This window comes from Lysinibacillus sp. BPa_S21, from assembly GCF_023337795.1.
Taxonomy (GTDB): Bacteria; Bacillota; Bacilli; order Bacillales_A; family Planococcaceae; genus Lysinibacillus.
On record NZ_JALIRS010000003.1, the window covers coordinates 325,593 to 340,075 of the forward strand.

13 protein-coding genes and 1 riboswitch are annotated in these 14,483 nt (G+C 37.2%); of the genes, 6 read left to right on the forward strand and 7 right to left on the reverse strand.

Annotated elements, in window-relative coordinates:
* Nucleotides 1–37 precede the first annotated feature (37 nt).
* The 7 genes from MOK21_RS07460 to MOK21_RS07490 form a co-directional block, all read right to left on the reverse strand.
* The gene (locus MOK21_RS07460) at nt 38–535 is read right to left on the reverse strand and encodes a GNAT family N-acetyltransferase (RefSeq protein WP_249073307.1); all 498 of its coding nucleotides are present in this window, start codon (nt 533–535) and stop codon (nt 38–40) included.
* An 18-nt stretch (nt 536–553) separates the two neighbouring features.
* Nucleotides 554–1,522, reverse strand: a complete 969-nt coding sequence (locus MOK21_RS07465) for a S66 family peptidase (RefSeq protein WP_249073308.1) — start codon at nt 1,520–1,522, stop codon at nt 554–556.
* A 343-nt stretch (nt 1,523–1,865) separates the two neighbouring features.
* Nucleotides 1,866–4,388: a bifunctional lysylphosphatidylglycerol flippase/synthetase MprF gene (mprF, locus tag MOK21_RS07470; RefSeq protein WP_249073309.1), complete on the reverse strand. Its 2,523-nt coding sequence runs from the start codon at nt 4,386–4,388 to the stop codon at nt 1,866–1,868.
* Nucleotides 4,389–4,625: 237 nt separating this feature from the next.
* A complete protein-coding gene (locus MOK21_RS07475; protein ID WP_249073310.1) occupies nt 4,626–5,105 on the reverse strand; it encodes a hypothetical protein in 480 nt (159 codons plus the stop codon).
* A 5-nt stretch (nt 5,106–5,110) separates the two neighbouring features.
* The gene (locus MOK21_RS07480) at nt 5,111–5,773 is read right to left on the reverse strand and encodes a potassium channel family protein (RefSeq protein WP_079559812.1); all 663 of its coding nucleotides are present in this window, start codon (nt 5,771–5,773) and stop codon (nt 5,111–5,113) included.
* A 354-nt stretch (nt 5,774–6,127) separates the two neighbouring features.
* On the reverse strand, nt 6,128–6,580 hold the full coding sequence (locus tag MOK21_RS07485; protein WP_053483465.1) for a TlpA family protein disulfide reductase: 453 nt from the start codon (nt 6,578–6,580) through the stop codon (nt 6,128–6,130).
* Between the two features lie 522 nt (nt 6,581–7,102).
* The gene (locus tag MOK21_RS07490; RefSeq protein WP_249073311.1) at nt 7,103–7,645 is read right to left on the reverse strand and encodes a peroxiredoxin; all 543 of its coding nucleotides are present in this window, start codon (nt 7,643–7,645) and stop codon (nt 7,103–7,105) included.
* A 406-nt stretch (nt 7,646–8,051) separates the two neighbouring features.
* Here MOK21_RS07490 and MOK21_RS07495 point away from each other — a divergent pair, with 406 nt between their 5' ends.
* The 6 genes from MOK21_RS07495 to MOK21_RS07520 all read left to right on the forward strand — a co-directional run bounded on the left by MOK21_RS07495 (nt 8,052) and on the right by MOK21_RS07520 (nt 14,199).
* Complete coding sequence (locus tag MOK21_RS07495) at nt 8,052–8,594, forward strand: helix-turn-helix domain-containing protein (protein ID WP_249073312.1); 543 nt, start codon at nt 8,052–8,054, stop codon at nt 8,592–8,594.
* 17 nt (nt 8,595–8,611) lie between these two features.
* A complete protein-coding gene (locus tag MOK21_RS07500; protein ID WP_249073313.1) occupies nt 8,612–9,718 on the forward strand; it encodes an ABC transporter ATP-binding protein in 1,107 nt (368 codons plus the stop codon).
* Nucleotides 9,708–10,520, forward strand: coding sequence for an ABC transporter permease (locus MOK21_RS07505; protein WP_249073314.1), 813 nt, complete (start codon nt 9,708–9,710; stop codon nt 10,518–10,520). Before MOK21_RS07500 ends, MOK21_RS07505 begins: the two co-directional genes overlap by 11 nt.
* On the forward strand, nt 10,517–11,314 hold the full coding sequence (locus MOK21_RS07510; RefSeq protein ID WP_249073315.1) for an ABC transporter permease: 798 nt from the start codon (nt 10,517–10,519) through the stop codon (nt 11,312–11,314). The genes MOK21_RS07505 and MOK21_RS07510 overlap by 4 nt, the downstream gene beginning before the upstream one ends.
* Nucleotides 11,311–12,384 (forward strand): ABC transporter substrate-binding protein, encoded by a 1,074-nt coding sequence (locus tag MOK21_RS07515; RefSeq protein WP_249073316.1) that lies wholly within the window; start codon nt 11,311–11,313, stop codon nt 12,382–12,384. Before MOK21_RS07510 ends, MOK21_RS07515 begins: the two co-directional genes overlap by 4 nt.
* Before the next feature lie 618 nt (nt 12,385–13,002).
* On the forward strand, nt 13,003–14,199 hold the full coding sequence (locus MOK21_RS07520; protein WP_249073317.1) for an MFS transporter: 1,197 nt from the start codon (nt 13,003–13,005) through the stop codon (nt 14,197–14,199).
* Between the two features lie 66 nt (nt 14,200–14,265).
* Nucleotides 14,266–14,373: riboswitch (TPP riboswitch) on the forward strand.
* Nucleotides 14,374–14,483: the final 110 nt, after the last annotated feature.

The window sequence follows — 14,483 nt, forward strand, 5'->3', positions numbered from 1 at the left end:
AGAGCCTTACTGAAATTCAGTAGGGCCCTTCTTCATGTTACACTATTTTTGCCATGTAATATTCGTCCCTATATTCCCCATCAACATATAAGGAATGTTTTTTAGTCCCCTCTATTTCAAACCCCATTTTTTTATATAAAGCTATGCCTGCTGTGTTATTTGTCATGACTGTTAGTTCCAATCGATGTATGCTCTTTTCTTTTGCCCAATCGTCGAGGTGACTAAACAATGCAGTACCAATTTTCTGTCCTCTATATTCTTGATGGATACCTACGACTATATAGGCTCGATGTGAAACTCTAGATGGCATATGATTACCCTGAACAATTAAATAACCAACTATTTGCTTTTCTATTTCAGCTACAAACAAAGCTGAATGGCTATTATTGTGAAAATTCTCGATAAATTTAGTAAATTGCTCAGTCTCTAACTTTCGTTCACCAGGCCCGAATAACATAAAATTAGACTCTTCTGCATTTCTTATGACCGCTATAATTTGTTCAGCATCTTTACCTATTGCCTCTCTTATTACCATCCTAATCCCTCCCCCTTTTTAAAACTTAGTAACATGTATCACAGGGAAATCTTCCGTGCTCAGTTGAATTTCACCACCGATAGGAAACGTAAAGATTGGTTGTGTATGTCCAAAATCAACATCATATAAAACTGGAATTCTTCTCAAGCTTGGATGTTTATCTAAAATAAAATGTAATTGCTCCTCCGTCATATTAGAAGCCCTTTGGAAACGCCCTATCGCAATACCTTTAATACTGCTAGTAGCTTGTAATAATGAAGTGAAATCACGGGCAAATATTTCTGGATTAACGATTTCATCATCCTCTACAAATAAAATACTATTTGTTAATTCAGGCATATACTCTGTCCCTTGAAGCAGATTTAACGTACATAAATTTCCACCAAATAATTGTCCACTTGCTTCACCTTTAGAATATACCTTCCAGCTAGCTGCTTCAAAATGACGATTATATTGATCTAAATACCATGCATCATCACTCCAAACGCTTGATGCTTTAATCGTATATGGTGTATTGTTCATCAAACATTTTTGAAAATATGATAGCTGATAGTCTTGTGCCTGTTCCATATCAAAGCTAGGAAAATGAGGCCCTGAATACGAAACAAATCCGCATTTTGTTGTTATAGCGGTTGCTAAAGCGGTAATATCACTGAAACCGCAAAGTATTTTTGGATTATTTGCTATCATTTCATAATTAAGATAGGGTAAAATTTCATTACAATTGAAACCACCAATAGCTGTTAAGATAGCCTTCACATGCTTATCTTGGAAGGCATCATGAATGTCAGCAACTCGATGCTCTATTGATGATGAATTTTGCAGATCACACGCAAAAATATGACGCCCATACGATACAGTAAAGCCTAACTTTTCAAGTTTTTTCTTTGTTTGTTCAAGGCCTTCTGCTGTTATAATTGCTGCGCTACGACTAGGTGCAATCACACGTATCTCATCACCTACTGTTAATTTATCTGGAATACGCAAACTGTCCCCTCCTTTACAAAGTTTTAATTTTTACTATTAATCTTTCATCTAGCACTAAATTTTCTCTATTATTACAAAGCGTCAATGGAAAATCAATTATAAAATTACAATTTTTTCATGTACTTTACGCGATGTTTAAGGTTTATCAGCGATTTTGATACTTTTAACAGCGATGTTCGGTGCCTTATCAGCGTTTCTGACTCTTTTATCAGCGATGTTCGGTGGTATCAGCGTTTCTGACTCTTTTATCAGCGATGTTCCATGCTTTATCAGCGTTTCCTAATTCAAATCAAAAAAAGATGCATCGCAAATTAATTTTGCAATGCATCTTTTTTTGATTGAACTATTTTCTCTTTTTGCCGATTAATAGCGTGACTTGCGCCATTGTAAATGGCAATGAAGATTTCTTTCGATAGGCTATATACTTTGGCTCCCAAAAGTCTGCATATTTTAATTTAAAGTTTTTTAATCCTTTAAAATGATAGAAGTGCTGTCCATGTAAAAATATTTGTGCTGCAATTTTTTCACTTAAAAAAGAATATCTTGACTGTCCGACATTTGACAATGGTGACATCCCCATATTAAAAACACGATAGCCTTCTTCTTTTGCCCATTCAAATAAAGAGAGAAAAATGAAATCCATCGTTCCAGATGGTGCTCCCGGCTTAAAACGCATGAGATCTACTGAGAGTCTTTCGCCATTATCGTACATTGGCATGAGACTGGCAAAGCCAATCACCCCATCTGTACCACGTAAAACAGCAATGTTGGAAGTGTTTAAATAGTGTTCATCAAAAAAGCCAAGAGAAAAGCCTTTTTCTGCCCTTCCCTGCAACCACTTCGTTGATACTTCTTGCAATTCATGCATGAATTCCCGTGAGTAAGGAGGGCTTACTATTTCAACTGTAAAATTTTCTCGTTCAAATTTATTCTTTACCGCTCGTCGTCCCTTCATTCCTTTACCAGCTAGCGTAAATTCATCTAAATCTACAAAAGCTTGCTCGCCAAGCTTAAAAAAGCTATATCCATGCTCATGTAAAGAAGGGAAAATATTATTGTTAATTTCATAAAAGACTGGTGTATACCCATGCTTGTCCGCCAACTCTAAAAACTCTTGAATAGCAGATAAGAAATCGGCTTCATTTCCCACTGGATCTCCCAGTACCACGATCTTATCAGCGAATATTTGATAGGAAAATAAAACTGTACCTTCTTTATTCCAATAGACAAATTTGTCATGTAAAAAAATTAAATGTGAATACTCCGTTCCTTTATAGGTCATCAAATGATTTTTGATGACCTCTTCTTGCTCACTAGATAAAAGCTTTTCCATTTTCTTAGGTGCGCGGATAAAATACCCTATATAAAAAATGACAATTGCTATTAGGATACCTATGACTGCACTATAAAATAGGTCTCGGTAATCTGTAATGATATATTCCTGTAGAGCAGCTGGAATACGGATTTTAGAAGTAGGTAAGTTGACATAACCAATCAAGACATACATCACTGTAATGAATGTCACTACAGCAAGATCCATTAACACGATTCCCCATGTCAAAACGTAACTTTCACGGTAAAATTGTTTTTTTGAAGCAATTAATAACCCTGCGACGATTACTAAAAATATAGCTTCTTCATAGTCCAAGCCTTTAAAAATTGAAAATATCGCTGAACTACTAAGGACAATAAGACTAAGCTGATATGCCCTTTTCACTTTATATTTAATCCCCCTACATAACCCTAGGAGAATAAAGCCAGCTGCAACAGTCATCTGATGAGAGACATGCATGATTGGCGAAGATAGAAATTCCTGAGCTATTTTTAGTCGACTTAGAATACCTGGCACCGACGCAGATAGCAATAAGACAATACCGGAGAGAAATACCAATATCGTTAATAACATGTGACTCAGCTTTTGGAAAATAACATTCGGCAAGTCGTCCCACGATTCATTCCAACGATTCCAATACTCTTTTACAAATAAAAGGGCAGAAACCAAGAACGGAAGTACAAAATAGCCAATGCGGTACAAAATTAATAGAAAAAGCACTTTCTCATCAGCCATTCCTAAACTTTGTGTCCCCCATAAAAAAACAAGATCAAATGAGCCCACTCCGCCAGGTATCATACTGACAATTCCCGCACAGGAAGCAATTAAAAATATGGGAATTAAATTGGATAATTCTATTGGAATGTCCAAAATAAAAGTTAATATCCAGATAACTAAAAAGACTGCAACCCATTCAGTTACTGACGTACCTATCAATTGAAGAGAGATCTTTGGATTTATAGAACCTGCTTTTTTATTACGAATGATCAGCATAGCAATAAAAATCGGCGCATATAAGCTGACAAGAATAACCGCTATCTTTAACCATCGTACTTCTTTTAACAACGGGAAGTCCCAAAAGAATATATACATAATCCACGCTAGCAACGAAATCCCTGTTAAATAAAAGAGTGTAACGGAGGCTATGCTTTTTAACAAGTCTTCCTTATCCTCTTTATATTTGGAATAGAAATAATTACGCAGAAATACACCAACTAAACCACCAAAGCCAATAAGATTGGAGAAGGTATTCACAATAAATGAATGATTCAACAATATACGTTTATTTATTTTGATTCCTGCCATTTTCACTAAAATAACATCATACAAAATCATCGGTGTAATGGCACAGAAGGTGATAAAAAGAATGAACAAGAGCTCCCATACATGTAATTCGTTCATTTCTTTCCGTAGTAAATGAACATCTATTCCACTTATAGTTTGTAGAATTTCATAAACAGCTATTGCTAAAAGCGCTATTGGAAATAGAATTTTCAAAAATTTAAATAGCGCCTCTTTTCGAACGTTGAACATGTGTTAAACCTACTCCTCATTTGCTTTCTTAACATTAATTTTATCCTTAAACGTCTCCGTTCAATGTCAGTAGATTAAAAAATCCTGCAAAGAATAACATACCATTATTGTATCGTATTCTCTGCTATATGTATCGTCAAAGCTTAAGGGTGTAGCGTTTTGCCTAGAGGAAAACTATGCCCTTGCTCAAGAAAGGGTAGCGATTACAGCTATTTGCTGTTTTCACTACCCTCTTTATTATTTAATATATTGTTCGAGTAAGCGTTGCGTATTTCTTGATTGCTCAAGTGCTTTTTTCTCTTTTGCCCAATAGATCAAATATTGCTGATCCCCAACCTTAAAAACCATCTGCTGTAATTCCTCACTTAGCTCAGAGCTAATAGCGACCTTTAAAATATCCACCTCATATAATGGTTTTCCTTTCATTTCATAGACAATATGATAGAGTGGTTTTTCTTCAAATATAGCGCGTTCTTTTTTGCTTAGTTTCTTAACATGGCTTAGAGGATAGTTTTCAATATAGGCTGTTGCATCCTGACCTTTTGCTTTTAATAGAGATTGCTCTCCTTTCAAAAGCTCGATTGCATCAATTTCTGCTGCATGATCTAAAATGCGAGAAATTGCTTCCTCCTCATTTTTGTCGCGAGACTGCAATGTAAAGGCGATAATAACAATAATTGCAGCAAATATAACTAGTTTCCATCTTCGTTTATTCATTTTCACTACCCATTCAATGCCTTTTTAACAAAGCGGTTAATATCTACATCAGCCCCAATAACAAGCATGATATCTCCTAGCAAAATTTTATCACTCGCTTGTGGAGATACAATAATATCTGCACCACGCTTAAGACCTACAATATTAATCCCGTACTTTGCACGGATATCTAAATCCATAATGGAGTAACCTGCAATCGCATCATTGGCCTTCAGCTCCATAATTGAATGTTCATCCGAAAGCTCTAGATAATCAAGCACTGTATTAGACAGCATATTATTGGCAATACGTATTCCCATATCACGCTCAGGATGCACGACAAAATCTGCACCAATTTTACGCAGAACTTTTTCATGGTAATCATTTTGGGCCTTTACAGTAATCTGTTGAACACCGATTTCTTTTAAAATAATAGTTGTCAAAATACTAGCCTGAATATCTTCGCCAATTGCTACGATAACATGCTCAAAATTACGAATACCTAATGAATTTAATACCGATTCATCCGTCGAATCAGCGATAACGGCCTGTGTGGCAATGGAAGCAAACTCGTCCACCCGCTCTGAGGAATGATCGATCGCCATAACTTGTGCGCCTTGACTCATCAGTTCGCGAACAATGCTTCCGCCAAAACGTCCAAGTCCAATGACAGCAAACTCTTTTTTCATCATTATAAATCCCTCCGAAAACTACTATACCATTATTGTAACGCATTCTTTGCTATATGTATCGCCAAAACAAGAGGCTATTCGTCATGGAAAGACAAACCTTGTACAGGACCGTTCAGCTTAGTGGGTTTTTTCGTTAGAATTTATCGGGTGTGAGACGAACTGCTCGGCTTGATCCTAGAAGTGATCAGGTTTCCACTAAATCTGCTCAGGTTGACCCCGAAAGTGATCAGCTTTGCCTCTTAACTGATCAGCTTGACCAAAGAAGGAATCAGAGGGGCCCCAAAAACTAACATGGTGTTTTCTATAAAAAAAGACGAGGAATAAAATATCCCCGCCTCTTCATCCACTATTTTATGCGTTGCGCATTTCATCTAAAACGCGATTCACACGTTTTTCTAGCATTTTCATGCCGCTACCACCAGCTTGCATGTGACGAAGCTGACCATCTTTATCGAATACAAAATACGCAGGTACGTATTGGTTTTCAAATGCATCTGTTAGTTTTAATTCGCTATCCACAAAGATTGGTTGAACAATGTCATGCTCTGCTGCTACAGATTTGATTGTTTCTAAATTTGTATCTTCCTCAGAACGTGGCATATGCACTGCAATAACGTTTAGCTCATCTTTATATTGATCACGGAAATTGTTCACATCCGGCATTGCTTCTTTACATAAATGGCAACTAACTGACCAGAAATGAATTAACGTTGGTTTTTCGCCTACTAAATCTGCTTTTGTTACTTCACCATTTAACCAAGTTGTTGCGCCTACAAGTTCAGGCATTTGTTCACGAAGTTTCATAAAACATTCTCCTTTTTCCTTTTATGGGGTTCATTATCAAAACGTGGGTTGATTTCCGTTCCGGCTGGGCGCTTTGTAGCTGCTGCTTTGCTTTCGCTACAGAAAACATTTGTTGCTGTCGCTTCGCTTTCGCACAGATAAAACATTTGCCGCTGACGCTTAGCTTTCGCGCAGAGCTTCCTGGGGGCGTCGGGGCAACAGATGTTTTTTGTGCGAAAGCGTAGTGTTAACGCAGCGGCAGCAGCAGGATGTTGGTCACGAAGGCGTTATCACAGGATGTGATGCTTTTAGCCTTCGTTCCTCTATCGCTAATCCCCTAGGAGTCGCCCAGTCTCCACTCCAATCAACTTATTTACACAGTAGACGTTTTAACAAAAGCCATCCACAATTTTTGGTGTCGAACCTTTTTCCTATATCAAGTTTAAAAAAATCCCCACAAACATGCTGTGGGGACTCTTTATTTGTTGAATGATCCAGTTACGCTAAGCTTTGAGTTGAGTTCAAAGCCGTACAAACTCTAAATTATAGAGTTGCTTGACCTGGGCGCCAGTTTGCTGGGCAAAGACCACCAGTTTGTAAAGCTTGAAGTACACGTAAAGTTTCGTCTACATCACGGCCAATGTTGTTATCGAATACTGTTTGGTATTTTAATTCACCTTCTGGGTTGATGATGAATAAGCCGCGTAGTGCGATACCTTCTTCTTCAATTAACACACCATATTCTTTTGAAATTTGGTGATTTGTATCTGCTGCTAATGGGTATTTTAATTCACCAAGACCATTTTTTGTACGGTCCGTGTTAATCCATGCTAAGTGAGTGTGGATTGTATCCGTAGAAACACCGATTACTTCTGCATCTAAATCTTCGAACTCATCATAACGATCGCTCATTGCAGTGATTTCTGTTGGACATACGAAAGTGAAGTCCATTGGGTAGAAGAAAAGAACTGTCCATTTGTCTTGTGCTTTAATGTCTTCTAATGATACTTTGCCAAATGATTTGTCTGGAAGTACCGCTTCCATTGTAAAGTCAGGTGCTTGTTTACCTACCATGCGTTCTGCCATTATAAATCCCTCCGATTATATATGTAGTGTATATATTCCATTCGCACCAGCGAACTCGTCTTCTACGATAACAGAGTAATCGTAGTTTTTCAAACAAGTAAACTTCTCAAAAGTGCTCGTTTTAAATAATCTGACAAATTTTCGTCAAATCCCTAAATGGAATAGCTGCTACAGCCTATTTATTAGCTATTTTTAACAATTTTATTCTGGTTTAAACAAAATTTTTCTATGCGATATTTATGTATAATTTCTAAAAATTACATCATCTTTTTTTTAATAAAAAACGATTGCAAATTCTTTATTATTATGTATAATTGTAATGGTTTTAGTAAACTAAAAGTTTCGTTAAAGTAAACTTCGTATTTCAAAAGTTTATGATTGCTAAACTTCTTCTAGGAGGGAAAAGATGCAAATAGGAGCAAAAATCAAAGCGCTTCGTTTAAAAAAAGGTCTTACCCAAGAGGAACTTGGAGAACGTACAGATTTAAGTAAAGGGTATATCTCTCAATTAGAACGCGACCTAAATTCACCTTCCATTGAAACTCTATTTTCACTATTAGAAGTTTTAGGGTCAACACCTAAGGAATTTTTCGATGATGAAGCACCTGAACAAAAGGTTGTCTATACAGAGGAAGATCAGTCCACTTATACAGACGAAGAAAAAAAATATGAGATTCAATGGCTCATTCCTACTTCCAATGAAAAAGAGATGGAGCCAATTTTCTTAACACTAGCTGCTGATGGGGAATTCAAACAGTTTGAACCCTCACTTTCCGAAACATTTATTTTTGTTGTCGAAGGGCGTATTCGTCTCGTTTTAGGAGATGAACAGTACATAGCGAGTGAAGGCAATGCTCTCTATTTTGACGCGACAGATCATCATCAAATTTTTAATGCACATGCTGATGAAACAAAAATTTTGCTTGTCGCAACGGATTCATATTTATAGCTTAAGGAGGCGCATCTATGACAACGAATTCGATTATCCGCTTTGAAAATGTTTCAAAGTCCTATAATGACGGCACGGTCGTCTTAAAAAACATTAACTTAGAGCTAGAAAAGGGAAAATTCTATACATTATTAGGTCCATCTGGATGTGGTAAAACTACTATTTTACGTATGATTGCTGGATTCACAGAACCGACTACAGGAAATATCTATTTTCATGATAAAAAAATCAACTCGGTGCCAGCAAATGAACGCCAAGTAAATACTGTTTTCCAGGATTATGCGTTGTTTCCTCATTTAAATGTCTTTGAAAACGTCGCATTTGGACTTCGCATAAAAAAACTCCCTGAGAGTGAAATTAAAAACCGTGTTGCTGAAGCTTTAAAATTCGTTAACTTATCAGGCTATAGCAATCGTGAAATTTCCGAAATGTCTGGTGGTCAACGCCAACGTGTTGCAATCGCTCGTGCTATTGTCAATGATCCTGAAGTCATTTTACTCGATGAGCCTCTTTCTGCTTTAGATTTAAAGTTACGTACAGAGATGCAGTATGAACTACGAGAGTTACAACAACGACTTGGGAAAACATTTGTATTTGTCACACACGATCAAGAGGAAGCACTTGCGATGAGTGATGAAATCTTTGTTTTAAGTGAAGGTGAAATCCAACAATCTGGTACACCAGTAGATATTTATGATGAGCCAATTAACCGCTTCGTTGCTGATTTTATTGGTGAATCAAATATCGTTCCTGGCGTGATGATTGAAGATTTCAAAGTAGAGTTTGCTAGTAAAGTTTTTGAATGTGTTGACCAAGGTATGAAGCCAAATGAAAAAATTGATATTGTCATCCGCCCTGAGGATTTAGAAATGACAACAATCGATAAAGGCAAGCTTGTCGTTAAAGTGGATACTCAATTGTTCCGTGGGGTGCATTATGAGTTATCTACGTATGACAAAGATGGTAATGAATGGCTCGTGCATTCATTGAAAAAAGCTGAGGTAGGGACAGAAATTGGTTTAGACTTTGATCCTGAAGCAATTCATGTAATGCGCTTAAATGAAACAGAAGAAGAATTCGATAAACGTTTAGAGGCGTATGGGGACGACGAAGATGCAAACTAAGACTTCGAAATCAGCCTTATTTCCTTATGTTTTGTGGATTGCATTTTTCGTTATCGCGCCGATTGCACTTGTTGTTTACTATTCCCTACTAGATATACATGGCCATTTCACGCTCGATAACTATAAAGCATTCTTTACTTCTGTCTATTTAAAAATGACATTAAGTTCATTCTGGTATGCATTTTTAATTACGTTCTTTACGTTACTTGTTTCGTATCCAACAGCTTATTTTTTAACAAAAACGAAATATAAGCAGCTTTGGCTTTTACTAATTATTATTCCTTCTTGGATTAATCTATTGTTAAAAACATATGCCTTTATCGGGATTTTTGGCTTGTACGGCCCATTAAATGCATTCATTGAAGTATTTGGTTTTGATCCGAAGCAAATGCTATTCACTGACCTTAGCTTTGTGTTCGTATCCGTTTATATTTTTATTCCATTTATGATTTTACCGATTTTTAACTCATTAGATCGTTTAAATCCGGCTCTTATTTATGCAGCACGTGATTTAGGGGCATCTGCCTTTACTACATTCCGTCGCGTAATATTGCCTTTAACAATGGACGGTGTTAAATCAGGTATTCAAGTTGTGTTTATTCCTGCATTATCACTCTTCATGATTACTCGTTTAATTGCAGGAAACCGTGTGATTACACTTGGTACAGCGATTGAACAACAATTCCTTGTAACCCAAAACTGGGGAATGGGTTCAACAATTGCTGTTTTCTTAATTTTATTCATGGTCATCGTTATGTTAATTACAGGACAGAAAAAGGATAAAGGAGGTCGCGTACGATGAAAAAACTATCTGCTACAGCAAGAGTGTATTTAGCGATTGTTTTTATCGTTTTGTATGCACCTATCTTCTATTTAATCTTCTATTCGTTCAATAGTGGCGGATCGATGAATAATTTTGAGTCCTTTACATTAGAACATTATAAAGCTGTGTTTGAGGATTCACGTCTACTTGTCATTTTAATTAATACAGTCATCGTGGCATTACTCTCTGCATTGATTTCTACAATCATCGGGACACTAGGGGCTATCGGCATTGTCACTGTAAAAGATTCGAAAATGCGCAATACCCTACTTTCTTTAAACAATGTATTAATTGTTAGCCCAGATGTCATTATCGGTGCAAGCTTTTTAATTTTATTCACAATGATCGGTATTAAATTAGGCTTTACTTCTGTGTTATTAGCACACGTAGCGTTCAGTGTTCCAATTGTTGTATTGATGGTTTTACCGAAACTATTAGAAATGAACAAATCATTAATCGATGCTGCATTAGATTTAGGCGCGACGAAAAAAGATGTCATGATGCGTGTTATTTTACCGTATATTCAACCTGGTATTTTCGCAGGGTTTTTCCTTGCCTTAACGTATTCCCTCGATGATTTTGCGGTAACATTTTTCGTGACAGGTAACGGCTTCAGTACATTATCTGTTGAAATTTACTCGATGGCACGTGCCGGTATTTCCTTAACGGTTAACGCTATTTCTGGTTTAGTATTCTTTGTAACAGTTATCGTCGTAGTTGGCTATTACTTCATTACAAGCCGTGCTAGTAAAAGAACGGGGGGAACTCAATGAAGCAATTAATTCAAGCGACAATCGCAATACTTGTCGTTTCCGCCCTATTATTCTACGCTGCTAATGCCCTAAGTGCTGGTGGTGGAAAAAGTGGTAAAGATACATTAACTATCTTTAACTGGGGAGAATATATTGACCCCGATTTGCTAAAGCAATTTGAGAAAGAAACAGGCATTCACGTCATCTATGAGACGTTTGATTCAAATGAAGCCATGATGACAAAAATTCAACAAGGCGGTACAGCTTACGATATTGCAGTACCTTCTGAATACATGATTGAAAAAATGAAGGAAGAAAAATTACTTGTTCCTTTAGATAAAACGAAAATCCCTAATTTTAAAAATATCGACCCCTATTTTTTAGATTTACCATTTGATGACGACAATAAATATTCTGTTCCATATTTCTGGGGAACAGTCGGTATTGTCTATAATCCTAAGCTCGTTGGAAACCTAGACTTCTCATCTTGGGCGGACTTATGGGATCCTTCGTTAAAACGTAAAGTCTTTTTAGTAGACGGTGCACGTGAGGTGATTGGTATGGGCTTAAACAGCCTTGGCTACTCGCTCAATTCTTTAAATAATCAAGAGCTACGGAAAGCTACTGATAAACTAATCACATTAGCGCCAAATGTTAAAGCCATTATCGGGGATGAAATTACACCGCTGATGGTTAATAATGAAGCTACTGTAGCACTCACTTGGTCTGGTCAAGCAGCAGATATGTTGTCAGAAAATGAAGATTTAGACTTTGCTGTACCAAAAGAAGGCTCAAACTTATGGTTTGATAATATGGTTATCCCAAAAACTTCAAAAAATATAGATGGCGCACATGCTTTCATTAACTTTATGCTGAAAGCTCAATCAGGTGCTAAAAACGCTGATTATGTAGGCTACTCTACCCCTAATATTGCAGCGATGAAGTTAATGGATAAAGAAGTCGTATCTGATAAGCGCTTCTACCCATCTGAAGAGCAACGTAAAACATTAGAAGTTTATAAAAACTTAGGTCCTGATTACTTAGGCAAATACAATGAGCTTTTCTTAGAATTTAAAATGAGTATTCGCTAAACCCAAAACTAAAAACCTTAAAAACGCAAGAAATCAATTTTAGAAAAGTTGATTTCTTGCGTTTTTCTGATGTTATATTTTTTAATTTTTCAGGTGTGGGATTCTAATTATTAAAACAAATACTGCACCCAGTTTCCCCATAGAAGTCTACCATTAGCTAAACGAAAAAAAGAGGCTAGGATACATCGCTTTATTACTATAAATTAGAGTGTTATGTAAGAAAGATACATTCTGGGAAGTGGTTGATTGGAGTGGAGACTGGGCGACTCCTTGGGGATTAGCGATAGAGGAACGAAGGCTAAAACCATCACATCCTGTGATAATGCCTTCGTGACCAACATCCTGTTGGCCCGAGACCCTGGAGCGAGCAACGCGAGTGAAGCGGCTCATCGGACGCCCCTAGGAAGCTCTGCTCTGCGCGAAAGCGAAGCGTCAGCGGCAAATGTTTTATCTGTGCGAAAGCGAAGCGACAGCAACAAAGCGCCCAGTCGGAACGGAAATCAACCACTTGTTTTGCCGGAAGGTCATCTGAATTCTTATTTCAGACTTATAGTCAATAGCAAACCTATAAACCTTGTGGTAGACTGTAGTATATTTTAATAAAGAAAGGGGTATTCGATGACCCAGCAGAAGTCTAATAAGGCGGCTTTGTATATTTTAATGTTTAATATGTTTATCGCAATGGGGAGTATTGGTATTATTATTCCTGTCATGCCTGATTATTTAAAACTATTTGGTGCTGCAGGACAAGTACTTGGCATGTTAATTGCAACGTTCGCTTTTGCACAATTCGTATTTTCTCCTATTGCTGGGAATCTTTCGGATCAGCACGGTCGAAAAAATCTCATTATTTTCGGTCTTATAGTAACGGGGCTTGCACAAATTGGTTTTGGGCTTTCTACTGATGTATGGATGCTCTTCTTAGCACGCTTTTTAGGTGGCCTCGGATCTGCATTTGTTGCGCCCCCTATAATGGCTTTTGTGGCAGACGTCACAACATATGAGGAACGAGGAAAAGGTATGGGTATGCTCGGGGCAGCAATGTCCTTTGGTTTTATGATTGGACCAGGTATCGGTGGATTCCTCTCAAAAGTTAGTTTGCATTTTCCGTTTTATACGGCAGGCATTGCAGCGATCTTAGCAGCTATTTTATCGTTCTTTTTATTGCCTGCTACTAAGCCGAACACAGCGCAAAGAGCACAGAAGCGGGATAATCTTGCTAAGCAGATGGCCCGTTCAGTCCGTATGCCTTATTTTGTGATGTTAATTATCATGCTTGTATTTTCTTTCGGAATTGCTAATTTCCAAACAACATTATCGTTATTTGTGACTGACAAATTTAATTACACACCTACTGATATCGCTATTATTTTAGTTGTGGGTGGCGCTTTTGGTGTTGTTGTACAAATGTTTATTATTACACCGCTGTTTAATCGCTTCGGCGAAATGAAGGTAGTATTAGTCAATTTATTTATTGCAGCCGTTTCGATTTTCTTAATATTATTTGTATCTGGTTTTGCATTTATTTTGATTGTAGCGACAATCTTCTCTACAGCTACGACGTTGATTCGTCCAGCTGTCAACACATTGATTTCAAAGATTGCCGAGAATGAACAAGGCTATGCAGCAGGTCTGAACAATGCGTATATGAGTCTTGGGAATATGATTGGACCAGCTTTAGCAGGTATATTATTCGATTGGAATATGAATAGCCCTTATATTGTCGGAGCTATTATTTTAATGGCTTGCTTTTTCCTTGCCCTTATTTGGACAATGAAAAAAGCACCACATCTTATGCATCCTGATACAAAATAGTCTGAAAAGTTATTGACTATTTCTAGTAGTATGCTACATAATTATGGGGATAACTGACAAATGAATTTTTACCACTAGGGGAGTCTTTAAAAGGCTGAGACGTATATGGTCATATACGGACCCTTTGAACCTGATCTAGTTCACACTAGCGGAGGGAAGTGGCGACACTTGCTTTTTACTATGTAAAAATGCAGGGCCGCTTCCTATTGTTTTTAGGAAGCGGCTTTTTTTCTGGTTTTTATTGTTATTGTCGGTTTTTTGCGCTTTAGCGGCGGAACTTCCAT

Bases quoted from the DNA above. Each gene is read 5' to 3' on its own strand.
- MOK21_RS07495 (WP_249073312.1), top strand. From the start codon at position 8,052: ATGCAAATAGGAGCAAAAATCAAAGCGCTTCGTTTAAAAAAAGGTCTT.
- MOK21_RS07485 (WP_053483465.1), bottom strand. From the start codon at position 6,580: ATGAAACTTCGTGAACAAATGCCTGAACTTGTAGGCGCAACAACTTGG.
- MOK21_RS07475 (WP_249073310.1), bottom strand. From the start codon at position 5,105: ATGAATAAACGAAGATGGAAACTAGTTATATTTGCTGCAATTATTGTT.
- MOK21_RS07515 (WP_249073316.1), top strand. From the start codon at position 11,311: ATGAAGCAATTAATTCAAGCGACAATCGCAATACTTGTCGTTTCCGCC.
- MOK21_RS07500 (WP_249073313.1), top strand. From the start codon at position 8,612: ATGACAACGAATTCGATTATCCGCTTTGAAAATGTTTCAAAGTCCTAT.
- MOK21_RS07480 (WP_079559812.1), bottom strand. From the start codon at position 5,773: ATGAAAAAAGAGTTTGCTGTCATTGGACTTGGACGTTTTGGCGGAAGC.
- MOK21_RS07460 (WP_249073307.1), bottom strand. From the start codon at position 535: ATGGTAATAAGAGAGGCAATAGGTAAAGATGCTGAACAAATTATAGCG.
- MOK21_RS07510 (WP_249073315.1), top strand. From the start codon at position 10,517: ATGAAAAAACTATCTGCTACAGCAAGAGTGTATTTAGCGATTGTTTTT.
- MOK21_RS07520 (WP_249073317.1), top strand. From the start codon at position 13,003: ATGACCCAGCAGAAGTCTAATAAGGCGGCTTTGTATATTTTAATGTTT.
- MOK21_RS07505 (WP_249073314.1), top strand. From the start codon at position 9,708: ATGCAAACTAAGACTTCGAAATCAGCCTTATTTCCTTATGTTTTGTGG.
- MOK21_RS07490 (WP_249073311.1), bottom strand. From the start codon at position 7,645: ATGGCAGAACGCATGGTAGGTAAACAAGCACCTGACTTTACAATGGAA.
- mprF (WP_249073309.1), bottom strand. From the start codon at position 4,388: ATGTTCAACGTTCGAAAAGAGGCGCTATTTAAATTTTTGAAAATTCTA.